At 45.6% G+C, this 25,217-nt stretch carries 25 protein-coding genes and 1 tRNA gene; all 26 read right to left on the bottom strand.

Annotated features, from left to right (window positions below):
• Positions 1-51: 51 nt before the first annotated feature.
• Positions 52-4,239, bottom strand: coding sequence for a hypothetical protein (locus tag A3848_RS10305; protein WP_074084873.1), 4,188 nt, complete (start codon positions 4,237-4,239; stop codon positions 52-54).
• Between the two features lie 4 nt (positions 4,240-4,243).
• Complete coding sequence (locus A3848_RS10300; RefSeq protein WP_074084872.1) at positions 4,244-4,825, bottom strand: VgrG-related protein; 582 nt, start codon at positions 4,823-4,825, stop codon at positions 4,244-4,246.
• A gap of 41 nt (positions 4,826-4,866) precedes the next feature.
• Positions 4,867-6,546: a hypothetical protein gene (locus A3848_RS10295; protein WP_074084871.1), complete on the bottom strand. Its 1,680-nt coding sequence runs from the start codon at positions 6,544-6,546 to the stop codon at positions 4,867-4,869.
• A gap of 71 nt (positions 6,547-6,617) precedes the next feature.
• On the bottom strand, positions 6,618-7,940 hold the full coding sequence (locus tag A3848_RS10290; protein ID WP_074084870.1) for a hypothetical protein: 1,323 nt from the start codon (positions 7,938-7,940) through the stop codon (positions 6,618-6,620).
• An 89-nt stretch (positions 7,941-8,029) separates the two neighbouring features.
• Complete coding sequence (locus tag A3848_RS10285) at positions 8,030-9,982, bottom strand: glycosyl hydrolase family 28-related protein (RefSeq protein WP_074084869.1); 1,953 nt, start codon at positions 9,980-9,982, stop codon at positions 8,030-8,032.
• Positions 9,983-9,984: 2 nt separating this feature from the next.
• Positions 9,985-11,589, bottom strand: coding sequence for a hypothetical protein (locus tag A3848_RS31685; RefSeq protein WP_074084868.1), 1,605 nt, complete (start codon positions 11,587-11,589; stop codon positions 9,985-9,987).
• A 2-nt stretch (positions 11,590-11,591) separates the two neighbouring features.
• Positions 11,592-12,215, bottom strand: coding sequence for a hypothetical protein (locus A3848_RS10275; protein ID WP_178381962.1), 624 nt, complete (start codon positions 12,213-12,215; stop codon positions 11,592-11,594).
• A gap of 35 nt (positions 12,216-12,250) precedes the next feature.
• Positions 12,251-12,838, bottom strand: coding sequence for a phage adaptor protein (locus A3848_RS10270; protein ID WP_074084866.1), 588 nt, complete (start codon positions 12,836-12,838; stop codon positions 12,251-12,253).
• Between the two features lie 2 nt (positions 12,839-12,840).
• Positions 12,841-13,248: a hypothetical protein gene (locus tag A3848_RS10265; RefSeq protein ID WP_074084865.1), complete on the bottom strand. Its 408-nt coding sequence runs from the start codon at positions 13,246-13,248 to the stop codon at positions 12,841-12,843.
• Positions 13,249-13,291: 43 nt separating this feature from the next.
• Complete coding sequence (locus tag A3848_RS10260; protein WP_074084864.1) at positions 13,292-14,476, bottom strand: phage major capsid protein; 1,185 nt, start codon at positions 14,474-14,476, stop codon at positions 13,292-13,294.
• 14 nt (positions 14,477-14,490) lie between these two features.
• Positions 14,491-15,297, bottom strand: coding sequence for a hypothetical protein (locus A3848_RS10255; RefSeq protein ID WP_074084863.1), 807 nt, complete (start codon positions 15,295-15,297; stop codon positions 14,491-14,493).
• A gap of 107 nt (positions 15,298-15,404) precedes the next feature.
• Positions 15,405-16,838: a hypothetical protein gene (locus tag A3848_RS10250; protein ID WP_074084862.1), complete on the bottom strand. Its 1,434-nt coding sequence runs from the start codon at positions 16,836-16,838 to the stop codon at positions 15,405-15,407.
• Positions 16,835-18,985, bottom strand: a complete 2,151-nt coding sequence (locus A3848_RS10245; protein ID WP_256702272.1) for a portal protein — start codon at positions 18,983-18,985, stop codon at positions 16,835-16,837. The genes A3848_RS10250 and A3848_RS10245 overlap by 4 nt, the downstream gene beginning before the upstream one ends.
• A gap of 27 nt (positions 18,986-19,012) precedes the next feature.
• Positions 19,013-19,234, bottom strand: coding sequence for a hypothetical protein (locus A3848_RS10240; RefSeq protein ID WP_074084861.1), 222 nt, complete (start codon positions 19,232-19,234; stop codon positions 19,013-19,015).
• Positions 19,234-19,467 carry a hypothetical protein gene (locus A3848_RS10235; protein WP_074084860.1) on the bottom strand — a complete coding sequence of 78 codons (234 nt, stop codon included), beginning with the start codon at positions 19,465-19,467 and terminating at the stop codon, positions 19,234-19,236. The genes A3848_RS10240 and A3848_RS10235 overlap by 1 nt, the downstream gene beginning before the upstream one ends.
• On the bottom strand, positions 19,464-20,810 hold the full coding sequence (locus A3848_RS10230; protein WP_074084859.1) for a PBSX family phage terminase large subunit: 1,347 nt from the start codon (positions 20,808-20,810) through the stop codon (positions 19,464-19,466). Before A3848_RS10230 ends, A3848_RS10235 begins: the two co-directional genes overlap by 4 nt.
• Entirely contained in the window at positions 20,788-21,219 is a 432-nt protein-coding gene (locus tag A3848_RS10225; RefSeq protein ID WP_074084858.1) for a transposase, read from the bottom strand. Before A3848_RS10225 ends, A3848_RS10230 begins: the two co-directional genes overlap by 23 nt.
• A 92-nt stretch (positions 21,220-21,311) precedes the next feature.
• Positions 21,312-21,548, bottom strand: a complete 237-nt coding sequence (locus tag A3848_RS10220; RefSeq protein WP_074084857.1) for a hypothetical protein — start codon at positions 21,546-21,548, stop codon at positions 21,312-21,314.
• Positions 21,549-22,004: 456 nt separating this feature from the next.
• A tRNA-OTHER gene (locus A3848_RS32260) sits at positions 22,005-22,097 on the bottom strand.
• Between the two features lie 185 nt (positions 22,098-22,282).
• The gene (locus tag A3848_RS10215; protein WP_074084856.1) at positions 22,283-22,726 is read right to left on the bottom strand and encodes a sigma factor-like helix-turn-helix DNA-binding protein; all 444 of its coding nucleotides are present in this window, start codon (positions 22,724-22,726) and stop codon (positions 22,283-22,285) included.
• The gene (locus tag A3848_RS10210) at positions 22,704-22,907 is read right to left on the bottom strand and encodes a hypothetical protein (protein ID WP_074084855.1); all 204 of its coding nucleotides are present in this window, start codon (positions 22,905-22,907) and stop codon (positions 22,704-22,706) included. The genes A3848_RS10215 and A3848_RS10210 overlap by 23 nt, the downstream gene beginning before the upstream one ends.
• Positions 22,908-22,921: 14 nt before the next feature.
• Positions 22,922-24,070, bottom strand: a complete 1,149-nt coding sequence (locus tag A3848_RS10205; RefSeq protein ID WP_074084854.1) for a hypothetical protein — start codon at positions 24,068-24,070, stop codon at positions 22,922-22,924.
• Between the two features lie 98 nt (positions 24,071-24,168).
• Positions 24,169-24,366 (bottom strand): hypothetical protein, encoded by a 198-nt coding sequence (locus A3848_RS10200; protein WP_074084853.1) that lies wholly within the window; start codon positions 24,364-24,366, stop codon positions 24,169-24,171.
• The gene (locus A3848_RS10195; RefSeq protein WP_178381961.1) at positions 24,363-24,737 is read right to left on the bottom strand and encodes a RusA family crossover junction endodeoxyribonuclease; all 375 of its coding nucleotides are present in this window, start codon (positions 24,735-24,737) and stop codon (positions 24,363-24,365) included. The genes A3848_RS10200 and A3848_RS10195 overlap by 4 nt, the downstream gene beginning before the upstream one ends.
• On the bottom strand, positions 24,667-24,966 hold the full coding sequence (locus A3848_RS31680; protein WP_143192376.1) for a hypothetical protein: 300 nt from the start codon (positions 24,964-24,966) through the stop codon (positions 24,667-24,669). The genes A3848_RS10195 and A3848_RS31680 overlap by 71 nt, the downstream gene beginning before the upstream one ends.
• Positions 24,959-25,171 carry a hypothetical protein gene (locus A3848_RS10190; protein ID WP_074084851.1) on the bottom strand — a complete coding sequence of 71 codons (213 nt, stop codon included), beginning with the start codon at positions 25,169-25,171 and terminating at the stop codon, positions 24,959-24,961. Before A3848_RS10190 ends, A3848_RS31680 begins: the two co-directional genes overlap by 8 nt.
• Positions 25,172-25,217: the final 46 nt, after the last annotated feature.

Here is a 25,217-nt window from a genome sequence, read left to right as displayed (position 1 = left end):
TCTCGTCTGATACTGCTGAGGATTTGAATTCTGCTTCGTCGAATTCTATCATTATTTCACCTTCAGTTCCGGGTATTCCTTCAGTAACTGTTTTCGTGCATCCTCACCGGACTTTGTAAGCTTCTTTTTGATACCCTTAAGCTTGGAATTAGTGGATAGTGAATCTTTTACTGTTCCTAAGCGATCCTTAGTTTTCTCTCCTTGAAGTTGAGATAAGCGCGAGAACTGTTCTCCAGTGAGTGGAGTACCATCCAATTTCTTGTTAGGCACACGAGGTGCAATACCTTCATCTCCTGTTTCTGCGATTAGATCAACGATCATTCTAGCCTCATCAGATAGTTTGTACCGCGATGGAAATCCTGGGTTTAGGAATACGTTAACTGCGCTATTATTCTGGTAATGCTTCTGCTCATTTCCGAGAGAGTCATATTTCTTCGGCAGTCTTCCCGCAAGTCCTGGAATCTTTGCTTGTGCCTTATTTAGCGTTTGTTCCAGCAAAGTGGGGTCCGTTGTTTCGCGTTTCGTATTGTCGGTTATCTGCTTCACTTGGTTTAAAATCGTTGGTATAAAGGAAGCCGGTACATCTGACAGCACATCAGCGATCTTATCCGTAACTGTTTGCCCTGGATAACCTTCTGCCGCCCGCGCCAATCCCTGCAATACTGACTGTTCTGTAAGAGTGTTCAACCCTCCTGCAAAGCTGTCGTACGCTGCACCAAGTGCACCTGTAGCAACTTTTCCTTTTGGAGCATCGCTGCTGAGATTCTTTTGGATGTTTGCACCCATAGAAACAGCCACGGAAATAGGCTGCATCCAGTCATAGTTATAGAGCAAGTCACCTTCTTTTATCTTTCCTTCCTTTGGATCAAAGCCACTCTTAACGAAACGTTTCAACGCTGAAAGGTTTACTTGGTATTGTCCTTGGCCTGCGGCTGATTGTAGTGATCTAATATCCCGGTCTTTGTTGGCTTGTCCGGTCAGGATGTCGTTCTGGATTAAATAGTACCCCATTCCACTAAGACCGAATGTTCCAATAATGGCCCGGGACAATCCTTGTACAACAGCTGCCGGGTCTTTCTCAACGCCATTTTTGAAGATAGGTTTGGCAATCTGCCATCCACTGCGGATAAACCCTGCTGGGCTATATTCCAGCGCTCTATCAAGTAAAGCGCCTGGGGTCTTCGGATACTTCAGCACCAAATCACCGAAACCAAAGTCTTTACCTAAGTTCAGGCCACGTTTAAACTTCGTCAGCCCTTGGGATATCAAGTTATTGTCCTGGAATGTAACGTACTTACCATAATTGTCTGCTAGTTGTCTTACGTTATCGTCTGCCTTAGATATGAAGCTCTGTACATATTCCTTACTAGGCTTAACACCTTTATTGATGGCATCAAGTGTTGCCATTTCTCCAAGTGATTTATTTACCGCCCGGCTGTATGCTGCGTTGTCAAAGCTTCTGAGAGATGCACCAAGAGCTTTTTCGGTGTACCGGAGTGGATTATACTTCCCGGTGAATGCCGGGCTTGCAAGGTCGAATTGTGTTTCTAGTCCGTTGATATTTACCCCTCGCGCGCCGGCGCTGCCGCCTTTGATCCAGTTGTCCCAATACTTGCCCTGGTTGAACGTTCTAAAGGTGACGGTACGGTCTGATCCGATCAGTTTGGACCTAGCAATATCAATCGGCGTAGATACATATTTATTAATGCGTTCCAAACGATAAAAAAGTTCATTACCAAGCACGTTGCGTACCTGAGTCTTCGGGTTGAGCAACTGCGCTTGAGTCTGTGCACTGGCAATCTTACGGCCTAATGAAGGCTTATCCAGAGATTGAAGTATTGCCTGAAGGTCCTGTGATGCGGTACGTTTGGCTTCACCAGACAGCGCCGACACTCGCTGAGCAATGTTCAGCAATGATTCAGCTTCTTCTCCAGTCAATTCCTTTTCACGGATCACCTTGTTCGTAAGCTTTTCCGCGTCGCTAATCGTTTCTCTGGTTATCTTCTTGGATGTGATATTAAATGCCTCTTTGGACTTCTCATAAATCTGTTCCAGTTGTGGCTTCAGATCAGTTCCAAAGTCCTTAATCATCTGTTCGGACCAGTCTGCAAACTTAATGGTTCCCTTCGCCATCTTCGCCGCGCCGATCACCGCATAATCTGCCCATACATCCAGAGGTGTGGCGCTAAGACGATTACCACGCGCTTTCAGGCGTTCTCTTGCTGCCTGTTCCTGAGCATCAAAGAATGAAGTAAGGCTGTCTCTAACACGTTTATCCTTTGGCTGACGTGGTGTTGGTGTCTTTTGTTTGACCTTATCGGTAGATTCCTTGATAAATTGCTTTGATTCGTTCACAAAACGTTCTAACGTGCTTGCTTCATCCGCCGAAAGCTTGGCTCCTCCTTTGGCCCGTTCAAGGATATCAATGACGTTTGAGGAAAGGTCTTTCACTCCGGTCATTTTCTGTGTGACTCCAGCAAGTTGAGTAATGTCTTCTGCCATCTTTGGCGTAACTTCAGCAGCTTTGCCGATCTTTGATCCTGTTTCATTTATCTTTTTAGCAATGCGCGTTGCTTTTAGCAGCACTCCTTCAGGTGTAAGACGGTTGTAAATGTCCAGAGACTGAATGAATTGACCAGCCTTTGTGGCTTCTGTAGCAATTTTATCCGCAATGTTTAAGGATGCTTCAAAGTCGCCTTTTTTGTTGTAATGATCAATTAGACGCTGTGCAACAACTGAATCTTCTGCATCATACTTTTCTTTTGTGAGAATGCGTCTGGTTTCGTTCTCCACATCACGTGCGATACGTTCGTTTGCTTTTGCAACAGTACCTGCGTTTGTGATTGGCTCATATTCGCTGTTCAGTTTGGCTTTCAGCGGCTCCGGTGTCTTTTGTGATTCCTTTAGTGTTTCTGTGAACCCTCTTTGGACCTTTGGAGTTGGCACAGGTTCTTTCACTGTTGGCGCAACTTCATCTGCTTTAACCGTCACTCTTGGAGTTTCAACGATGTTTGCATTGTTGAATTCTGGACTCATGGAAAAAGCAATATCCTCAGGTGTCCAATCCTTAATATCTTTGTCGTATAGCGCTTGTTCGCGGGTAACAGGGACATTAGGATCACGTGCAGGAATCGGCGCTTCTGCTGCTTTGTTTACAGGCTGTGCTGGTACTTCTGCAAACGTAGGTTCAGCAATCTGAGGAGCAGGCTCTTTTACAGGATTAGGTGTGATTCTCGCTTGTACAGGATCAGTCATTTGAATTGACTCAGGCGCTGTGTTAACCGGAACTTCATTTGCTGGTGAATCCGTAGGTGTTTTCTTGAATCGACTAGCGATAGCCGGGAACGCTTCGCCTAGTGCAGCGCCACCAGATCCAAGTACAAACCCTCCGGCGGCCCCAAATGCGGCGTTACGGGCAATCTCTTTGCCGCTGTCCTGACCTTGCTGTACGCCGAATCCTGCGCCTTGTGCGGATCCTGCAATGCCTTCTGTCAGTCCTACGCGCGCAATGTTCTGGGCAGCATCTTTACCCGCAAACGGAACAGCTTTGGCAAGTGTGTTGACCGCTGATTGACCTACGCCTTTACTCAGCGCTTTACCTGCTGCTCCATATGTGCTACCGACAATACCTTGTCCATATGGAGCACCCGTTGGAATCATGGCTGGAGTCAAGTATGCGGCTGCTAAGTTGTCGATCTTATCAAGCGTTTTATTCCCGGTAGTATCGCGCTGCACCGCTTGTGTATCCGATGGGAATAGGTTCGTGAGGAACTTACCTACTGTGGTATCTCTGCCTAGTTTATTCAGCACCGTGGCGCCGGATTTGACTATCTCCGGCGCTTTAGATGCATCAATACGCTGCTGTTCGACTTCATATTCGTTGTGTGCTATTCCTGGAATCTTTGAAGCATTCTCCGGGCCACCTGTGCTTGCCATTAGCATATTAGCAGCAGGAACTTTCCCGGATAAGTTAGGAATTGCATCATTACCTAATGCGTTTGGAGTGGTCACAAGTTGAGCCGCAGGGAGTTTTCCTTTCAACGTGTCAGATACTTTTGTGCTTACATTGGCTTCGGCTTGAGTTTTAGGGATTTCTTTTGTTTTGTCCTCTGGTTTTGGTCGTGTATCCTTAATCAGACCCAGGTCCATGCGATCACCGTCGAACGCGCTTCCAGATGTTTGCTTGGCGGTGGATGTTGGCAATCCTAACTTTTTACGCTCTTCGTCAAATACGCTCACAATCTCACCCCTTCAACATTTTAAGCGCGTCGATTAGCTCTGATTTAAACCGATTCACTACGCCTTTTCTCACACTATCGGAAGATGAGGAGAAATACTTGGTTCCGTTATCTGCTCCCCGTTCCGCATATACCCGCTGAATGATCTGTGCGTCTGACATGCTTGCAGTAATCCCAGCGTTTTTAAATACGGTTGCCGCTCCGCCTGGGCCATGCTGTACCGATGTTGACCACAGCACATCTTGTACCGCTTTTGACCGGTCAGCAATGTTCAGACCAGTTGCTTTCTCCACCTTACCGACAGCCGGGGCATAGTGTGTAGCTAAGATGTAATTATGCTGTAGCCGCTCGAATTGTTCGGGTTCTTTCGCAGCATAATCTTTCCATGCTTGGTCAAATGTTGTACCGCCTATCGTTTTACCCGAAAAGTTAGCGTATGCGGTACTGTCTGCATCTTTGAGGTAATTCAAAAAGTTCGGCATGTTTGACTTTATGATCTGATACGATCCGTAGGACTTACCGCCAATGTCACCTGGATTATTCGCAATGGTTGCGGGATTTCCACTGGACTCATATTTACGCGACAATACTCCTATAGAGGCTCCTCCACCCGCAGCAGAGGAGCCACTCAGTTTCCCGAGTAGCCCTGTGGAAGTGGAATCCCATATCTCAGATACAGTTTAGCAATCTCGCTGTCAGGGAGACCAGATTGAAGAATTTGTGCTTTTACATCATTTATATTAGTAATGGACCCTTCATCGTCACGTTGTACACTCTTATCTAAATACGATGTAGCATAATCCTCTGCTGTCTTTCCTTTTGTAGCTGTTTCGGTTTGAAGCTGCTGTATTTGCAATTGCGCTTTTTGAAGGTCAAGGTACTGCATCTGTTGTTCATATTCACTTACTGGTTTTGCTTTACCAATCTGGTCCACAGTCTTTTGTAGTTGTTCCAGTTGTAGTTTTTGAGTAGCAGAGTAATTTGAGGCATCAATCTGCTTCATTTGCAGATCCAGTGCCGAAACTTTATTCGTCACACTGTTCGGGTCGGTCAACTCTTTGAATTGGTATTGTGCCGTGGCGTTGCTGATGGAACCGGAGTTCACTTGCTGCTGCAACTGCTGAAGTTGAAGTTTAACCTGTGATGGATAGTTGTCTAGGTTGATTTGTGCGATCTGATTCGCAATCTGCTGGCCTTGGTTTGATATCGCCTGTCCCTGGTTCGAAATTAACTGCCCGGCTGTCTGTGCAGCAGATGCAGCACCTTGTATGGTCTGATTACCTTTATACGTTCCGGTCAACCCGGCCTCTTGCATAGCAAGTTGCTGTGCTTGCGTTTGGAGTTCGTTCGACTTCGTGCTTATAAAGTTAGCAGAGTTATCACGGAACGCGTTAGCAGTATTGTAGGCCGCTGCCGTGGCGTCTGTAAGTCCTTCCTGGGTGTAATGGTCCTCTATGCTACGGTTACGGTCTGTCTGAGCTGCTTGGTAGCCTGTTGATCCGTCCCAGGCTGTAGGTGCATTGTTCCGGTAGAATGATGCTGTTTCAAGTTGGCGATTGTCCTGCGTCACTCCATTTGCATAATCGTATCTGCGGTTAAGCTCTTTTTCCTGCGACTGTGCTCCAGCTAAAAGTTGGTCAAGTTGCTGTTGATAAGCCGCTGTAGCAAGTGCGGTATAGTCTGGAGCCGCAGAAACTGAGCCTTCATTTTGCGTGGTCGCGGTTTGCTGTGTGCCCAGCCCGTTAATATAGTTGCGTAGTTGGTCAGCGCTCATGCCTTTGACCATAGCCGCCGTTTTTTGGTCAAGTTTCGAATATAACGGATTGGATTGTGCGGCAGTATAATTTTTATTGTCTGTGCGGTAATTATCCTTTAGGTAAAGGATATCGTTCAGCGTTTGACCGCCATTCTCCACATAGTTTGTATTAGGCTGTACGGCTGGCGCTGTTGTAGGTTTTACCGCTGCAACAGGTGCTTGTATCGCTGGTGCTTTAGCTGCGTTATACGCTGCTGTGGTCGCTGCTGTGGGATTCGTAAGTGCAATGCCTGCGGATGCTTTACGCTGTATCTCTGCTTGCTGACCAGGAACAATTACACTAGCGTTCTTGCTTGGATTAGCTGCGGTGTTAATGGGTGCTGGTGCTGCTACTGTTGGTGATTGTATTGCCGCTATGCCTACGCCGGATGCTGGTGCTTTAACCGATTGTACAGCGGCGGGAGTGTTTGTTATAGGCGTATTAAATATTGGCTGTCCTGCGGCTGACTTCGCTTTGGCTGCGGATTGGATTTGTTCGAGTTTGGTGGACATGTGGGCGCTCCTTTCAAATGCAAATAGCCCTCGATTGAGGGCTTTGGTGTTGCATAGTATGGTCCTGATGACTATTGGACTTGATATTGTTTTGGATCTCTTTGAATGATAGTTACTGTTCTGTTATTAACGGTGTTCAAAGGCTTGATTTTAACTTCTTCAGGTTTCATTTTGTACTTGTTTTTGTACATAAGAAGCATACTTATTAAGACCCACAATACACTAGATGAACGATTAAGGGTAAATACTGGAGCGCCAATACCTGCAATTACGCTGAGTATAACCAGCGACTCAAAAAGTTTACTTTCACCGGTTGATTTCATCGAAGCGCGGTATTCTAAAGCTTTTTTGATGAGCATTCCAGTGAAAATGATAAAAATAACAAACCCAATCGCTCCGCTAGACCCGAATATTTGGAACCATTGACTATCTGCCACATCATTCTGACCCAATCCAAGCCCAACAAAAGGATGATCATTCCATATCTTACTAAATAGAGTCTGCATGGTATTAACTCCACCAAATCTGCCTGAAGTCAATGTGTCCAGCAGTTGCCCGTCTTGAATTGTGAAGAATCTCATTAGGTAATCCATACCTGACCAATTTTTTTCAAGTAACTGGTAAGACACTAAAACTAGAGGAGTTAATATGAACATGACTTTAATAAGACTTTTTCTTACTCCTTTATTCCTGAAAGCACCCCAGCAGAAAAGCAAAAAACCTCCGAGTATAAACACCTTTGATACTGAGGCAACTCCCCCAATCATCAGCAAGATGATACCTGCAAGATTCTTAATTGTTATTTTCGACTGTTTTTCTATCAAGTAAAGCCATCCAAGTACGCCTATACTATAGGCCAGTCCACTTTCCATCGGCTGGTTAAATATACCGGTATAACGCCCATTACCTAATGAGTCACGTGCCACAAACCCTTTCCAGTAAAACCTCAGTATTGCGTCTGTGTTAAACCCAGCAATAGAAAAAATAATCAAAAAAGAATTCAAAATAAGCAATATATTGAACAATCGAAGTACTTTACTAATCAATTCCGTTTCTGAAACTTCCTCGCGGTTGAAGTTAAAAAAGTAAAAAACCATTATTAGCAATGGCATTAAGAAGTTTCCAAACTCCGCAACAGCTGCCATACCTGCTGGAGTTTCAGTTGAAAACAACGTTCGAAGTGTCACCAAAGCAAGAAAGCAGATCCATAAAAACAGTAACGGGATAATTTCTCTGTTCACTTTGACCCTGTTCATTAAGGCAATCACAAGAGAAACTAAGAACACCGGAACGATTATTACATGTTCTGCCTTTATCCCTAATGATTTCACAACATAAGGCGAAAACGCAGAAAGCATAAGCAATAATGGGTATAACTTGTATAACTTTGTCATAATATCCCCTCTACATTAATAGACTAGGGAGTATTATACCAAATTGATACAATACAAATCTATACATTTGTTACATCTATTTATACTCATCACGTTAATGTGGCACTTTTCCAAACGGTTCCATTAAACACCTTGATCGTTCCTGCCGTATTGTCCCAATACATGGTTCCTGCAACGGGTGAACTAGGGGCAGTTCTTCCAAGCGTTAAGCTTGTTCCCGAATCCTGTATGATTGGTTTTGAAAAGTACATATCAGCAGGTCTAAAAGTAAGATAACTTTCTAATGATCCACCATTCATTCTTCTGATGTTCATGAACTTGTCTGTTCCATCCCCATCTTGGCGATATATTTCCCAATAGTTATCTATAGCGCTACGGTTATATGATCCAAGAAGTTTAAGAGAAGAGTTATCTGTAATTGTTTTTGCTGAGATGTTAACGCCGTAAGTATTTAAACGTTCTGCCGGGCTATCAGGACTGTGAATAAATCCTCCGTCTGGTCCGACTGTTCCCAAATTCGCAATAAACGGAACACTTCTTGTACCCGTCCACGCTATAGGACTAATAGAACAGTTAAATGGAGAGTTGTCCAAGTTTATTAATGCTGGTGCATTTGTAGGTGAACCCTGTATTCGCAGACCACTAACCTTCAATGCAGTAGCCCCATTAGTTTTATTTATGATGTATCCTTCATTAGCCGAACATTCGATGTACAAATTTTCAATCGTTTGGACGGCACCCAATTCAAGCATAAATATATCTCCGTTTATGTTTCCTACATTTCCGTTCACGCTTTCCATGTATTTTCCAGAAACAAAAACTGTTGAACCAAAATTGCGAATGCCTCCGTAATAATAGTTTATTGTTCGACCGTAATCGCTCCATACAAACAAATCACTTGGAAGGGTTACATCTGGTCTAACCCCTAAACCTTCTGCTAGCATACCTGTAATATTGATGGCAACAGATTTGTAAAAACTAGCTGCAATAGCACACCATTCGAATATAGGATCTGCAATTGTTATATCATTGGTAGTATCTAGTGTAGATATCCCACACCCACATTGTCTTGTAATCAGACGGTAGATGACATTTCTGTATGTGTTTTGCATGTGCAACCCATAACCGCCATTAGGAAAGTATGCCACGCAAACACCTGAAATGTATAAATCCAGGGATGGATCAACATTATTGATTGTATCGTTAATTTTGATACCGCCCTTTGCAGAAGTATTACCTATGATATTCAGATCAATAATCCCAGACTGACTCGCATTAGGACTTTCAGTAAATTTAACAGCCCAATCATTCCCCGTATATTTTAAGGTCGAAGCTGTTTTATCCACTGCATCATATAAAACATTTCCTGGAACAACTCCAACAAGAAAAACCTTAGCTTTCATGAATAACTGAGAACTTATAAGGTATATACCCTTAGGAAAAAAAACCTTTCCTCCACCATTGGAGTACACATAGTTTATTGCTGATTGTATCGCAGCGGTGTCATCCGTTACTCCGTCACCTTTTGCGCCCCATCTCGCATCTGTAACGTCTATACCGCGATGGTCGAAACCTTGTTGTACTGCAATACTTGTGTATGGTAGCAGTAAACCAGGATCGATATGCTGTGACCGAACAACACCATTCCCTATAACGCGACTACTTACTGAACTGTCTGCATACTTTTGTTCCGTTATCGTCCCATTCGCAATCTTGGCTGCGGTGACTACCAGATCCGCAAGCTTCGTCAGTGTGATGCTACCATCTGCGATCTTATCCGCAGTTACCGCGAGTGGTGCTAGCTTTGGATTGGTCACAGCCAAGTTTCGAAGGTGCCGGGTAACAACAGATTGGTCTGGTATTGGCAGTTCTCCAGGTGTTGGAAATAGAGCACTAGAAAAGTTTATAAACAGGTCGTAGTTTGTGTTGATGGCTATGATTAACGCTGCAATTGCAGGGTCAACGACTGATGCGTCTGCAACGGTACCAGCCGTAGTGTTTGCGTATAAAGGTGCGATTTGACTATTGTCTACATATCCCATAATTAACCCCCTATTCCTGACGATGTGCCTTCTAGGCGATACCGGAGTATCGTTATAGGCTCGTCTCGGTAGTTTTTGAAAAATACCTGCAAGTACTTCCCTTTCTTGTGAATCTTCCTGCGCTTTGCTTGGTTCACATTGTCCGTGTACTGGATGTTGGCCCATTGCCCCTCATTCCAGGCTGTTACGTTCCAGACAAAAACCTCTGTTTGAAGTGCATGATCTACACTTATAGATCCGGCTCCGTACACGATCTTATAATCGAGCGATGAAGGAACGCCCCACATCTGCGCTTCGACGATCAAATAGTGCCAGTATGATGATTCTCCGGTGAATTCTGCACTGAGTAGTCCCGTTGCGATCTCCATTTTTACCGTTGTGCCGGAAGTTTTTGCTGCCTGGTCCCAATCGGTGTACAGATCGTCTTTGAACGTATGCACATGACCTGTCGTGTTTCCCATGTACATAGCCCCATTAAACTCCGTAAGATACTTTGTAGACCAAGGTAAACGCCATACGTACCACTCTTGATTTTGTGTATCATACACGAATACATAGTGCGTGGTGTCGCGGTCAATAGCCATCAGAAAGCGTCCGTTAATGCCGTCAAACGATGCCACAGCCGCCGATTTTTCTGCATCCGTGAATCCATATTTGTTGAAGTCTATCTTGTTGTCCATAAGGTTTCGTGTGCTGTACTGCCGTGTACCGGAGGTTTCCACGTTGTCTATGCCCGTATCGTAAATCTCGTTAACACCGTTGTCTGACAGGTATGCTACGGTTTGTTGACCCGTTGGATAGGTGATCTTAGCAAATCCCCGGGACGAAATATTTCCGTTTGAGGTGTTCAAGTATTGATTCGCTTTGAACGGAACATTTGTAGAAACGCCATCGTCGAAGGTCTCCCCAGTGATTACACCCCAGTGTCTGCGCATAGGGATCAAGCATAAGCCGCCGAACGATATCCCCGGTCCCGTTACATAGTCGTTGTCTGCGATAAACCGGAAGTATTGCACATCCCCTGGGAAGTAATCGTAATGATATCGTTTGGAGTACCACATAAGGTCACTACCATCCGAAACAAAGACATGCCCGGTGAATACCCATATATACTTAAGACCACGTCCGTTGATGGTTGATAGTTTATTTGCTGGTAATGGTGTGATATCATCTGCCGCAGGAACCACGTTTTTAACCACTGTTCCTGTGTACTGCTGCAAACTACCTCCGCTGGTTAACAGCAGGTTTGATGCGTCCGCATAGTCCGTGTATCCCACTCCGAAAACGCTCGAAGAAGTAAAGGCGTTCGTCATAGTCTGCGCCGTTAGTGCTGATGCGGAATACTTGTACAATGTATTCCCCGATACAGCGAATAGGTCAGGTGCTACGCTTGACGCTGCGGACTTGTACGACACAAGGTAGCTTATACTTGCACCTAGTGCTGAAGTGGTTACGGGGACGCTACCAGGGCGCTTTCCGATGGTGTCTACGGACTTCAGACAGGCATCCAGTGCTAGGCGGTGAGATCCTGCCGGGATTTGACCTGGATTAAGCGCTGAATTCATGCCAAGGGACGGTGTAATTTCAATCGCAAATGGTGTTTCCATGGCTATGCCTTCCTGCTCATAAAGTATTTTGCATCTGCAATACTTGGTACAGGTCCACCACTGGATACTCCGCGTCCCATCGTGTTTGCCAATGCGACAATCTCCCAATACCCGTCAGCGAGGCTGTAGTAGTGGTTTACGAGGTCTTTAGCAGATGGTCGGCTCTCCATGATCAATCCTGCCACGTAATAGCAAAGCCCCATTGACCCAGCGTCTGGGAACTGTACAGCGCTGTTCAAGGAGGCCACAGGTGCGGGATAGGCTAAGTATTGCAGGATATGATTTCCGGGCGGCAGAGGGTTTGTAGCGAGCGCATACCCTTTGATATGAATATTAGTGTTTGCTGCCTCTCTCCACCATCCCCTGGTGTCTGCGAAGGATACACGTTTCTGCATGTCTCTTCCCTGTGGGTCCAGTATCCGCAGCGGCGCGTACATATTTGTTATCGCACTGCCGCCGATGGTGAAGATATGGTAATCATCGGATGAAATATACAGCGCGTCAGAGTCTTTTTGCTGATAGGCCAAGTGTGCGAGTTTCCGAAGCCCTTGGTTTAAATATGTGAAGATGAAGGAGTTTTGTACGGATTCCTCGTCACCGATCTCCTCCAGGTACGATTCAACCATCTTTTTGATTGTGGGTACAAGGTCAGATGCATAGATCACCAGAAATTCACCGTCCTACCTTTAGTAGCCTTATTTTTACGCTGCATGTCATTGGCAAAGCTGATCTTACCTTCCTGCCATCGGTTTAAATACCGGTCTGACAAGGTTTTATCCTGGATTTGAAGTGTGGGCAGCAGCAATATCATTCCTGCGGCATATGTAGATAGCAGATCATGATATTGAGCGTCTATTTCTGGTACATCTTCTGGATTATAGAGTTGTGTTGCATATTTATAGTAATAGTGAGTAAGAGTACGGTTGCGCTGCGGAATTGGTTTAATGACTATTTTTCCATTTTCAATGGCATATCCGAACCGATTTTCTGTAATATCTACTAACTCGTAGGTCACATTGAAATTCTCTTCAGTGGTATCCACCAATGTTCCAGGTGACTTGAAATTGTTTGGCAAATCGTATATATCCACGTCCTGCACTGCATTAATAGTCTGAACACCACGCAATTTAGCGATTTCTACCATTTGGTTCTGAGCATCATTGATAAGGTCAGTCATATGGTATTTGTCCGTATACATGTGACTGGTGGCCCGGGATACCCTTGTTTGCAGTTCTTCCAAGATAGGCACGGCTACACCCCATTTACATATTCAGATACGCCACTTTCGCGTCCGTAATCGTAAGCATTGATAAACGCACGCTTGGATTCGCGGGAGAAGTCATGTGCTAGTTCTTCAATGAATTGTTGTTCTTTTCGTGCCGCTGCGTCTTCGGCTTCTTTCATGACCTGCTGTGCACTGAATCCCGGTGCATGAATCTCGCGGATGCGGTTATAGACTCTTGCGTCCATCGTTGGAAGTCCAATCTGCGGAATCTTCATGATTGCCATTTCCATAACGCCGTCCATGACGAGCCATGTTCCATCTTTTGGATTCCACATCAGGTATAAATCCGCGTCATACTCTTGCAGCCGCTGCTCAATATTGTTTATGTCGTTCAAGAAAACACGTTGATAACCTTCACGGTAATGTCTGTTCATAGTTCCTCCTAAAAAGAAGGAGGGCCGAAGCCCTCCAAAAATATTAGTACCCGGCAGGCACGTTCAAATCAGTCAATGCAGCGTAAGCATTACGAGCGTGGCATACAACAGTGTAGTACCAGAACGCTGTCGCTTCGTACTGCGGCGTATTTGCCACGCGGCTAAACATTGAACCGTCTTCCTCCATCCAGTCCAGCGCGGAAGTCTGGTAGATGTTAATGTCATTCCAGTTACCGGCATAGATCGTTTTGTCAGGCATATACTTGTCTATTACAATTGGCATACCATCGAATTCCAGCGCAGTGTATCCGCCTTCGAGTTGCATCGGGTTTACATAACGTTTATTTACCGTCAGCAGTGCTTCATATGCTGCACGAACGCCGTGACCGGCTGCCATCCACTCTACCTTTTTACCGGCTGCCAGATCCACAAAGTCAACCAATTGACGAAGCAGAGCGTCAGAGATTGCACGGCCTGTACCACTGTTTCCCAGGATCGTTGATTTCCAGAATGAGTACGTTGCCGGTGCCAAACCTTGCAGGGTCGATGTGGCGGAGATAATACCGCCAAGACCCATTGGATCAAGTGAGTACGTGCCTGTAACGACTGCATAATCTGTTGCTGCTGTAGTAACGTTAGCGCCAGATATGGTGATTGTCTTTGCTACAGGGTCGATAGCTGTAATGGTACGAGTCCCAACGGAAACCGCGTTAGAAGAGTTCATGATATCAATGATTTGGTTGATAAAGAATGGTTTAACGTTATCTACAGTCAGCACTGTTGTTGTAGAATTGACCGCAAAAGTTGCCAGTTTACCGGTACCATCACCGAAGAAGGCGCGTTGTACATAGTTCTTTGTGTCGGTGATCAGTCCATCCACTTCAGCAGTCATTTCCTTCACGTACGTAGCAGAATCTTTCTTAGTGGCCTGAATCGCAGCATTGGACACTTGCAAGCGACCATGTACATAGCCTACGTTACCCGTAGATTTCTTGTACGCTTGGTTCCCTGCTGTTGGCAGTGTTCCTGTTTCAGTACCGGAACCAACGCCGGAGTTACGTCCGTAGTGGTGGGTAATCGAAAAGTTGTTACCGCCGCCACCTAGAGTTTCCGCTTTCTTCATAAGCTGCATTACGAAGTAGTTCGCACCGTTGTTTACTTGTTCCCGTACTTTCGGAAGGTAGTCAATCTTCATTGCTTCTGCGAGTGTGGTTAATGTTCCAGCCATTTGTCATATCCCCTTTAGGTTGATTGGTTTGCCGCATTCATGCGGGCAACGATTCGTGCGTTAATATCTTTCCAGTCCATCTTCGAAGTGTCCTCAGTGACAATACCAGGGCTTCCGCTGCCTTCCACCTTTGGTGCGCTCTTGCTTTGTAGATACTCCTTGACTGCCGTTTCTTTCGCGGTAGTGAGTTGTGTCTTGTACTCTTCTGCTTTCATGGCGTTGTAGGCCATGTTGAACTTGCGATCCGCAGCCTCTGGATTTGTTGGATCAATGAAAACGTCGTTTTCAATCATATATTTGTTTAAATCTTCTTTTGAAACATCCTTACCTTCAACAAACGACTCTGCTGCTTTCCAGAATAGGTTGTTTATTTCTTCCGCTTGCTGCTTTTTTTCCAATTCCTCACCACGTGCGGCCTTCTGTTCCAGTTCGTCAATACGTTTTAGTACTTCTGGAGGAACGTTCTGCTGTTCGGCACGTTCGTTAAGCTCTTGAAGCTCGATTTGTTCCTTGAGCGTCATGACATCATCAATGCCGGACGTTTTTTGAAGGTATTCGGTGGCCTTGCGGTAGGTGTCATAGTCCTTGTACTTCTCGGACGTTTCCTTTTCCCACTTGGCACGTTCCTCAGCAAGCGCCTTTTCGGTGGATTCTTTCAGCCGATGGGCGAATGATTGCTGTTTGGTAACGTCTGCTTCACTGGTATCTGTAACAGAGGCGGTCTCTGTCTCAACGGCGGTTGCCGTGTCCTCAACGCTAGACGATTCCGAAGCACTACCGATTTCCTCGTCAACATTCCATAATGGCATCCTAATTTTCATAATTGTCCTCCTGGTGGTCGGCGCAACCCCACCCTTAACGCCGGAATTTTTACAAACAAATAGCTAGAGTATGGGACAAAGGACTCTCACCCTTGTCCCCTCGTTGGTTACAATCCTTGGTATCCTTGTACGTTTGCATATACGCTTGCGCCTGTAGTAATACATGCTACGTTAACGGCTGTAGCTGCTGTTCCTCTCAATGGAGTCGGGAAATCTATAATATCTGCATTTATCATAGATGCTGGTAAATACCCTCTCCATATGACGGTAGCGCCATCTTTTATTACAAATTCAGTCGCAACGGCATTGGTGTTTTTAACTTGCAAACCTGTTACGTAGTTGCGAACACTCGCCGCCCCTGCCGTTTTTGCTACGACATCAGTCGTGTTTATAATTGCTCCAGCGGACGCATATTGCCAGTCTGTTTCTGGTAACCCGTAAGGTTTTACTAACATTTGCATATCCGTTGTGGTAGTAAGGGTTTGAGCGTCACCATTCGTATAGGTTGTATCCACGGATGTTCTTACTTTGCCGCCAACCTGAACAGGACTTCCAGCAGCTGTTGCTGAATCCGCTGCGGTGCCTACAACGTTTACGTTTGTGGAAGGGTGATGAGCGACTACTAAAGGTGAATCTGTGGCTGCTGTTGCTGTTGATGGTGCTTTAACTGTTGCGCCGCGCCATGGGAAAACCGGGTCGCTAACCGTGTTGTTTTGTGCTGCACTATCACCTACTGCAATTGCACCAAGTATAAAGGTCGAAGCCAGTACCGTTGATACCGCCGCGGTTGTAATTGCTGCAATCCGCACAGGTAACGTCTGTACATTGGGTTGCATGAATGACGCCATACCTACAGGCGTGTCCAAACTGTCAATGTAAAAGAACACCAAGTCTCCGCGCATGGTAACAACATACCGATGTGATTTTGAGGGGAAGGACATCACTGCACCAAATGTGGAGGAAGAGGAGCCCGCAGGCAACGATCCTTGTGCTGTGATTAGAGTAGGATTAGACGAGTTGATTACGTAGCGCACACCGCCAATGTACACTACTGCATTTACGTCACCGGTTAAATCGCATTCAAACCCAGCTCCATCTGTAACCGGTGTCAGTGCTGCATATGAAGTCACCTGTCCAAATCCCCAAAACCGGTGGACGTTAGGATTAGGTACTAACGATGTATCCAAAGTTACAGTAGCGCCAAAAATATTCATGCCAATGTTTGCGGGAAATGTTGGCTTAGATATAAGGGTAGACGATATGGCGTTACCTGTGCCTAAACTTAGTATTACCTGTCCATTGGCCTGTGTGGGTACGGATGTTCCACCCGCTGTCCAACGATCTGTCGTGTCTAATGTTCCTCCATCGAATGGATCAGAAAATTTAGATGAAGGTTCTACCGTAACTCTTGCTGTTCCATAAGCTGTAACTTGTTGTGCAAGTCCAAGAACTGCGGCGGCTGGAGTAGACACTTGTATGGTGCTGCTTCCGGTTAATTGAACTTCATCTTTTACCGAACCATCACTTTGCTGGACCTTCATTTCATCATTCCTTTCATACTTGCCGTTTGTAGTGCAGTTTGTGCTTTCATGGCTTCACCCTGCATCTTCGCTTGGTTGTCCATGGATTTCATCTCCATAGCCTGTTGATGATTGGTTTCGGATTCTTTCTGTCGCTGCTCTCCTTGCTGCTGCTGTGCGGACATTTCTGCTTGTTGCTGGGCTATGATTGGAGCCTGTAGCATCTGCTCATGCTCGGCATACAACATGTCGACCATCTGCCGCATGGTATCATCCATATCCTGGCGGTAGACGTTTGATTTACGGAATAAATTGATGTAGTACATGTGTATTTCATGATCGTCACTGTCCCAAACTCTTGGCATACCCGGTACTTGCTGTGGTTTAGGGACTTGGTTCGGATCCCCGCCCATAGCCTGTATCTGCTGCACGGCTTGTTGATACATGGCCTGTTGCTGCACATACACCTGAACAGCCTGCATCATCTGTGGGTTCTGTGCCATTTCCTCAAACTTCTTGTTGTTCATCTTGGCATTGTTCTCGTCAAGTTGGTTCTGTTCAAACAACTCTTGTGAATCACCCAGGCCCATCATTTTAAGAAAAGTGTTGGTGTCTGGCAATCCATCTTTAGTGACAATTGCACCAGCGCTCCAGAGCGTCATAATGCGGTCCTGTTGGGCGCTCTTCATCTCTGGTAAGCTAGACCCTTGTACGATGTTAATATCCTCTTCACCGCTCAAATCAGAGCCTACAAAGCTAACCAATTCAATCTCGTTGTCCTCGCCCAAGATGCGTCCTAAGCGTTCCTCAGTGTAATACTTCTTCATGAGTTGGAGCACACGCTTCAGGAGCTTCTTCATGCCGCGTTCATAGTTCTGTGAGGATACCGCAAGCTTCTCGTTTTCCTGTTCCACCATCAGAGCTAGTCCTGAAGCCGTATCAAGCCCTGCTGGTAACGCGCCTTGGGATATCTCTCGCACACCCGACATGTCGTCTATGAGACGGTTATAGTACTCAATGATGCGGTCAAAACCGTTCGGTACATCTGCCCCAGATACACGGTCTACCTTGCCTCCAGCATTAGCGTTAAAGTGGATGATGCCGCTGATCTCGTCGTTTAGTTCCTCTTCGTCCACGTTTGATCCAAGAGGCACGAGCCATTTGGTTGACCCCATCTTTTTCAGGTTCGTGGCAAACATCGTTAGAGCAATGTTTAAACCGCGCTGAATGGGTAGCATCGACTCAAGGAAGGACTTGTATAGCACCGTTCCCGGAACTGGTATGTCACCAAACAGGATATATGGAAGTTCCCCAGCGTTTTCATCCTTGTCGAGAAAGTCCTGACGTGTGGTGGTGACCTTTAGCCCTTTTGGGTACTTCTTGCATGGTTTCATCCATAGCTCGCGTACCATAACCATGTTTTTGTTCTTGCGTGTACTCTCGCCCAGCCCATATCCGCTATTGCTAATTTCAAAGCTCGGCGCATATGTAACCGTATCGTCAGGGGTGACTTTCTTACCGTACTTTTCTTCGACATAATCAACATCGCGTGGTTTTTCTTCCACAACCCAGCGTATTTCATCGTCTGACGTGGCTGCAGGATCAATGTAAAGTGTGAGTGGGTCACATATCCTACATTCAATCTCGCCCATGTTGACCGTTTTTCCATCTTCATACCCCGGCTGATCCTTAGAAGGAGTGATATCCCTACCGGCTTCCGGGTTGTAGAACACTTTTGCAGCCGTGTACGCCTTCACATTTGCGTTCAAGAAGATATCACGCGTCTTCTTGTCCATTTCTTGCTCGTCCCACCACGCATGAACGAACTTCGTGCCAGCTTTAGCCACCTCGATACGTGTCTGATCTCCGGTATCCGGTGTCACATCATACTTGATGCGGTTCTTCGTTTGTTTGGCTAGCTTAGTCTGTACACGCTGCTGCACCACATTGTGTGTGATACGCTCCTGACCGTCATGTGGTAAGGCATGGATGGTATGCGTGTGTTCATTCCAGCCAATCCACTGATTACTGATGTAGTAGTTCAGGTTAATGAGGATCTGCTTGCGTACAGCCCAGTTCTCGCCAAGCTTTTTCAGTTCCTCGACCCTAGCTACCCAATCCGAGTCAGTCATAACCTTTTCTTCTATGGGCTTTTCCTTCTGTGCCAATATGTCACCCCATTTCAGTGATGCTTATTATTCTCTTGCTTTGGGAGGCCTGCCGCCTCTATTCTTTGGCTTCTCGCCATCCAGCGAGGTTACTGTGATCTCGTATCCCTCGATTATCAGTTCTTCTATGCTCACCGGAAGAAACGCAAATGTAGCGTCAACCTCTGCTTTGCGTTCGTTCATGTCCTCCATTGATTCAGCCGCAGCGTACACAATGGTGTTTCCGATTTCGAGCTTAAACAGTTTCATTACACAACCTCCAGTTTGATTGTCTCCTTGGGTTCTTCTTTCTGGGCCTTGATCACCTTTACCTCAGCTTCTTTGAAGTGACTGAAGCTTGGCGCTTGTATTCTGTCAAGTAGTTTTTGACGTTCTTCTTGCCAGGACTCAACATGTCGCCGGTTATCCTTTCGGTCGAAGTAGATAAACAGCAAAAGAGCGGCAATTATGCCGCCCATCAATGCGAATATGGTGTATATCAAACCGCCTGCACTCCTCTCTTGGGCTTTCCTTGTTTGGCAATGTTACGGCGTACCCGTGCTTCTGGAGTGTCGTCATACTCCTGTGGCTTCTTCGTGCGGTCCTTGAAGTCCATGCACTCAATGTTCATGGCATAACGCACCATGTCGATGCTGTGGTTATTCTTGTCTGGGTATCCACTCTTAAAGTTTCCGTTAGCATCCTTCTCAAGCTCGTAGGCCAGAAACTCCCGCGCTGTTTCCGGGCATCTGTGATCATCTATGATGATGCTCTCCAAGCTCTGGAGAAACTTGACACCATATTCAATGCTGTCCGGGCCTTTTTTAACTCCCGCAATCCTTGCACCATATTGTGCAAGCTCACTGATTGACTTCGGCTCTGCTGAGTCTGCAAATACCAGATCATTATCGGTGTTCTCTGGCTTGATGTGGTTGTGGTACAGTTCATAGTTGCCCATACGGTACTTGTATACCTCTTGGAAGATGTACAGGCGCTTGTGCTTGCGGTCATAGTGCATTGTTCCGTATGACAACGGGTCAGCGCCATAGCCAAAGTCAAGGCCTCTACGAAGGTTGTAGAATTCCTCAATCTCTTCATCGCTAATCTGGCGTATCTGCACATTGTCAAATACCTCACCGCCTGTACCTGTGACCGTACCCAGATACTCATGCTCATAGGCCTGTGGCTTCGTTTCTCGCAGGTGTTCTGCCTCAATGATGAACTGTTCACCTAGCCACTCTCTCGGCACGCTGAGATAGTTTGTGTGTACTGCCAGACGGTCATCGCGGGTATACTTGGATTCGGTGTTAACCCAGTTGTTCGCGCTGCGTGGTGGGTTATACGAATAAAAAACGGTGAACTTAGGTCCACCGCGCATCAATGATTGATTGATCATCCGTACTTCTTCCATGTCCGTGAACTCATCTAATTCCTCGTACCAAATATATTTACAGTATCCTTTGACGTACTTTAAACCCTTGATCTTCTTCGGCTTATCTGCTCCACGGAACCTTATTTCCTGCCCGGTAGGTTTATATGTGATGACCAGCTTTTCCTCTGGAACTTCCCAATAGTCCTCAACTCCTAATGAGGTGATGGCCCATTCTAACTGATCCTTTACTGAATCGTTCAACGTATCCTTAACCTTACGAAGAACAACCGCATTAGCCATAGGATCTTCCATAATACCCAGTACAATCTCTACGGAGATGACAGAAGACTTTGTACTACCCCGCCCACCACTTAACCAGTAATGCGTATGCTTTCCGTCTGCAATGTCCCAATGAACGTCATAAAAGGATGGTGCGATTATGTCAGTTAGCTTAGTTGTTACGAGGGATGTCATTAACTATCTGCACCCCCATGTTTCCGCTATGTTCGATATCCTGCTTATCACGCCATTGCTTAGATTTGCGGTTCTTGAGCCAGAATATTTGCGCTGTGGTGTCTGGTTGCACTTCTTTTAGTACACGCTTAGTCTCCACACCGTTTTCTTTGGTAATCTCTTCATAGGTATATCCCATGGCCCGTTTAAGCAGTGCATTCTCAACCATGATGTCCACGGCTTCCTTGCCGTTTTTTAGAGCCTCTGCAAACTCTGGATATTTATTCTTATATTCATAGAGGGTAGCGATGCCTATTCCTAAATTATTGGCTATCTGATCATCTACTAGCCCGTCCCTTGCCCACGCCTCAATGAGCAGGAGCTTAGGCTCAACATTGCTGAAATATTTATTTGGTCTGCCTCCTGCCACTGTGTTCACCTCCCCTAATCTAACTTAATTGTGATATATTTTAGGCTATTTTGCAGAATGTGAAGTATAACACCCGTAATTTTGGAGACTCACTATTCATTTCCATTCTTATTTGCGTCATTTACTCCTGGTGTAATGTACTCCGTGCGATGAACCATGTCATGCATAATTTGTCCATCACGTTCAAAATACCCTTTACCCCATATGGAATCTTTCTTCGCTTCGGGATTATCACCATACACCAGCCGATCTAAGATGTCTTTGTGATACGCATAGGAAGCTAATTCCTCTGGTGTGCCTTCAACGGTTCCGTCTACGTGTAGTTTCATATCTTCACCGCCCTCTAATCCAATATTTTATTAATCCAACAGGATAATATAAAACGGTGGATACTCCTGCTATGACCAAGTATCCGTAACCAATTGTGTAGAATATCGCCTTGGCATACCATGGTGATTTGTCTATGCTGTCCTGTGTGATCATAGGGCCTAGCATCTATCTCACCACCTCGATAAAGATTAATATCATACCTATTAATATAAGTGTTAAATATTTCTCTGAATGCCTCATGTCGGCCTCCACTTCGTTAAGCCTATTCAGTCGATTGATGGCGGCTTTGCCGCAAAACGCAAAAAGAGTAACGGCTACCTACCGTTACTCTTTTTGTCATAGGCTCTGATACCATCAACATGGGTATCTTTTGTTGCTGCCTTATATGCATTCTCCACACCACAATTAAGGAGCGAGTCGTTCACCATAATGATGTGTGGTTGTTGCCATTTGTGCATCCTTGGCTGGACTTGAACCAGCGACATGCCTCCTCCGGGTTAATTCATGTCCGGTGTAGCGACCTACTCTACCAACTGAGTTACAAGGATGAAAAGGTAGCGCCAGCCTTAGCCAGCGCTGAGTAGGAAGAGTGTCCATTACAGGAGTGAGAAGAAACCGAGTGGGTGCCGACTGCGCATATAGCTATCTGACACCCATGCTCAAGTTCCTTATAGTACTATTTTAGCATTTATGATGGGTAATTTGTGGGCAATAATGGGGAAGAAATGGGTAATTACGCTGATGGTTTTAAGTCATCAAACATGTAATCAAGGTTGTTGATCTCCATGTAATCCTGACTAATCGGAAGCAGCGCTTTGCACAGGCTGTTGATGGCCTTTTTGTGCTGCGTGGATACTGTCTTACGGTCTTTGTGAAGCTTATCCGCAATCTCTCCGAGGTTAAGCCGATTGCGCTCCATGTACTTGTCTCGGATGATTGAACGCTGTTCGTCACTCAATACAAAGTCCACGGCAGATTCCAGCAGGCCCACAACACGCGTGTATCTTTCCCGGTCATACCATGTGTTGTAATTGCTGATGTGCATCGGCTTCCGTTCTGAATAAACGTTGCGGTTAGTGTACCTTAATTCGCCATCTCCAATGTTTCCAATGTTAATCAACGCAAACTTGTAGGATCGATAGTCCGTCAGCAGCTTAATCACCGTGTTGTTGTCCATGTTCTCCCTCCTCCTTAATCACTTTCCATTGGCCTGCCGGTTCCCACTTGGTGTACATTCCTTGTGTGATCTTGATCCGTCTGCCAAACCCATAACCCGGTACATACTTGTTCTCTACTTCATGCACGATTGCCGTCTCATTGGGATTTTTACGATTTCTTACTTTATCGCCTTTTTTCATAAGGGGAAAACGGCTTACGCCGCCTCCACCTCTGCTTTGCCGAATACTGCTAACTCAAGCGCTTGGAGTCTTTCTTCAACCGTTTTTCCTGCCATCTCCACACCAGTGTTGATTTGATCCAGTCCACTGATTGTGCTGTCATCTTCGCGAAAAGATGGCACCGTTGGTTCTACAAACTGTTCCGCCACTTCCAGAACCCCAGTGCTAGTTGTATCCACTTGCTCTGCGTTTTGCTTGGCAAGGTATTCGGATCGAAACGAGGGCGCCAATTCGGCTGTCACCACTCTATACTTTCCGCTTTTTAGTTCTGACTGAGGTAACTTTAACTGAAGTAATTTGTCTGGGTCCCCCTGGATCTCAAAGTATTTGATTGTTATTTCTTCATCGGTTGCGGCTAGATTAGCAAGAAATTCTTTGTGAGTCGCATCTTTCCACCGTACATCATAGATTACGGTTTTGGCTTCCTCTTCCAGTCTACGTTGTTCCATGTATTGTTCACGGGCGTCTTTTACTTCAATAACCGTTGCTGCAGCCGATGCACCAATAGCAATTTGTTTTTGCAAATCATCATTCCAACTCTTTGTCTGTTCAAGCAATTTATTCGTTTCATCAAGAAGCGTTGCAGCTGCTTTGTGTTTTGCACGCAAGTCTTCAATTTCAAACTTTGCTGTGCTTAATTCGACTTTAAGTTCCTTGTTTTCTTGTTTGAACTCTTCCAGTTTCTCAACACTTTTACCATTTTCGGATTCAAGAGATGCATTTTTTTCTTCCAGCTCTTTAATCTTCAACAAGGAGATCTTTTCTCTTTCAGTAATGGCAGCTTCTAGCATGGATCTAACATAATTATAAGATGCCTCTGCCTTTTCTTCGTTGAAGTTGATGAACAATTCCTTTGTCGGCACACCGAAATCCAAGTTGTCGAAGATGTACGCAATTTGCTTGCTCGATTCTGCTACGCGTTCTTCATGCTGGGCCTCAATTTTAGCAGATTCTTCCTGTAGTTTTGATTGATATTCCAAATCGCTGATTTTGTTGCTGACTGCATTCAGTTCATTCAGCAGTTCCATTGGATCTCCGACTTTTACACCGCTATTTACCGCAACAATGTTATCCTCGATCTCCTTTTTTTGCTGCTTCAGCAACTCAATTTCCGTTACGCTCATTTGTCAAATCTCCTTTTTACCCGTATATGTGCTATTACTCTTATTATACACTATTTCCCGTCACTTTTGGTAGTTATATCATAGATTTACGCATTATTTTATGCACTTTTATTGCTGTCTGGTGGTTTACTCAGTATCTTATATCCATCCACCTCAAACGCTCTAGGAGCCTCGTACAGCGACTTTTTTATCTTTTGGTGTATTTGCTTGTCTATCGGCATTAACTCTCCTGTAAGCCTTCCAGATTCGTCAACCAGGGCCATTATGCCGCCAAGGTTAATCCATGCTGCTTTCATGCGATCCACTCCTCAATATGGATTACAATCTTTGCTTCGTCCGCATAGTACTTGTTTGTATGGAGCCCCACGACTTGGTTATCATCTCTGTAGGCTATTTTGTTTAGTGCGTCCATCAGAGCCTTAGCTACATTGTCTATATCCGGTTTAACTGCTGGACGCTTCTTCCCTTCCCGGGCTAGCTTCTTATCTGCCACCCGGAAGTCACTCGGGATTTTATAATAAAAGTCTGCGGTGATGATGATCGGCGTTTGGAATGGTATTTGAATATGCTTTCTCGCCTCCAACCCCAAGAAATCTTTATAGGCCAGATACCTTAGCGCTGCCTTGTCCTTCCACTTTCCCCTTTGTGTCATTCTTACCGCGCCCATTGGCTTTACTTTTACTTCCCACATTACCATCCTTCTTCACCTTCCCACTGGTCATATAGTGGTTCCCTTTACGCTTCAAGTCGCTTTTTGGTCCGTACTTGGCCCAATCCTCTTCCGTCATCTTCCAAGTGATCGGTTCACTGTGGCATGTCTCCCGGTTCGGCGGTGAGAAAGAGGATACTACTGGCATAGGTGTGATACGGCGGTGTTTCTTTTGTCCGCTACTCATTGTCTGTTTCCTCCCCTAGAAGGTTGATGTGGGCATAGTGGGTGACATCTTTCCATAGTCCTGTTTCTCCCGCATCCCACCAACTAAGTCCAAACACTTCGTTGTCTTCCAAATATCCGAGTCCTATGTCCTCACCTTCACACATGAGATACATCTTTCTATGTTCTGGCGGATTCGCCGGGTCATACTTTATCCAATTGATCATAGTGTCTATTCTCCTTATCTGTAGGAGCCGGACCTGTCCCGGCCCC

It is taken from the genome of Paenibacillus sp. P32E (assembly GCF_001909085.1).
Taxonomy (GTDB): Bacteria; Bacillota; Bacilli; order Paenibacillales; family Paenibacillaceae; genus Paenibacillus_AQ; species Paenibacillus_AQ helianthi.
Note: the sequence above shows the minus strand (reverse complement) of the source record. Positions and strands in the feature narration are given on the sequence as shown.

Bases quoted from the DNA above. Each gene is read 5' to 3' on its own strand.
- A3848_RS10295 (WP_074084871.1), bottom strand. From the start codon at position 6,546: ATGTCCACCAAACTCGAACAAATCCAATCCGCAGCCAAAGCGAAGTCA.
- A3848_RS10290 (WP_074084870.1), bottom strand. From the start codon at position 7,940: ATGACAAAGTTATACAAGTTATACCCATTATTGCTTATGCTTTCTGCG.
- A3848_RS10285 (WP_074084869.1), bottom strand. From the start codon at position 9,982: ATGGGATATGTAGACAATAGTCAAATCGCACCTTTATACGCAAACACT.
- A3848_RS31685 (WP_074084868.1), bottom strand. From the start codon at position 11,589: ATGGAAACACCATTTGCGATTGAAATTACACCGTCCCTTGGCATGAAT.
- A3848_RS10275 (WP_178381962.1), bottom strand. From the start codon at position 12,215: ATGGTTGAATCGTACCTGGAGGAGATCGGTGACGAGGAATCCGTACAA.
- A3848_RS10265 (WP_074084865.1), bottom strand. From the start codon at position 13,248: ATGAACAGACATTACCGTGAAGGTTATCAACGTGTTTTCTTGAACGAC.
- A3848_RS10260 (WP_074084864.1), bottom strand. From the start codon at position 14,476: ATGGCTGGAACATTAACCACACTCGCAGAAGCAATGAAGATTGACTAC.
- A3848_RS10255 (WP_074084863.1), bottom strand. From the start codon at position 15,297: ATGAAAATTAGGATGCCATTATGGAATGTTGACGAGGAAATCGGTAGT.
- A3848_RS10250 (WP_074084862.1), bottom strand. From the start codon at position 16,838: ATGAAGGTCCAGCAAAGTGATGGTTCGGTAAAAGATGAAGTTCAATTA.
- A3848_RS10240 (WP_074084861.1), bottom strand. From the start codon at position 19,234: ATGAAACTGTTTAAGCTCGAAATCGGAAACACCATTGTGTACGCTGCG.
- A3848_RS10230 (WP_074084859.1), bottom strand. From the start codon at position 20,810: ATGACATCCCTCGTAACAACTAAGCTAACTGACATAATCGCACCATCC.
- A3848_RS10220 (WP_074084857.1), bottom strand. From the start codon at position 21,548: ATGAAACTACACGTAGACGGAACCGTTGAAGGCACACCAGAGGAATTA.
- A3848_RS10215 (WP_074084856.1), bottom strand. From the start codon at position 22,726: ATGGACAACAACACGGTGATTAAGCTGCTGACGGACTATCGATCCTAC.
- A3848_RS10210 (WP_074084855.1), bottom strand. From the start codon at position 22,907: ATGAAAAAAGGCGATAAAGTAAGAAATCGTAAAAATCCCAATGAGACG.
- A3848_RS10205 (WP_074084854.1), bottom strand. From the start codon at position 24,070: ATGAGCGTAACGGAAATTGAGTTGCTGAAGCAGCAAAAAAAGGAGATC.
- A3848_RS10200 (WP_074084853.1), bottom strand. From the start codon at position 24,366: ATGAAAGCAGCATGGATTAACCTTGGCGGCATAATGGCCCTGGTTGAC.
- A3848_RS10195 (WP_178381961.1), bottom strand. From the start codon at position 24,737: ATGGGCGCGGTAAGAATGACACAAAGGGGAAAGTGGAAGGACAAGGCA.
- A3848_RS31680 (WP_143192376.1), bottom strand. From the start codon at position 24,966: ATGAGTAGCGGACAAAAGAAACACCGCCGTATCACACCTATGCCAGTA.
- A3848_RS10190 (WP_074084851.1), bottom strand. From the start codon at position 25,171: ATGATCAATTGGATAAAGTATGACCCGGCGAATCCGCCAGAACATAGA.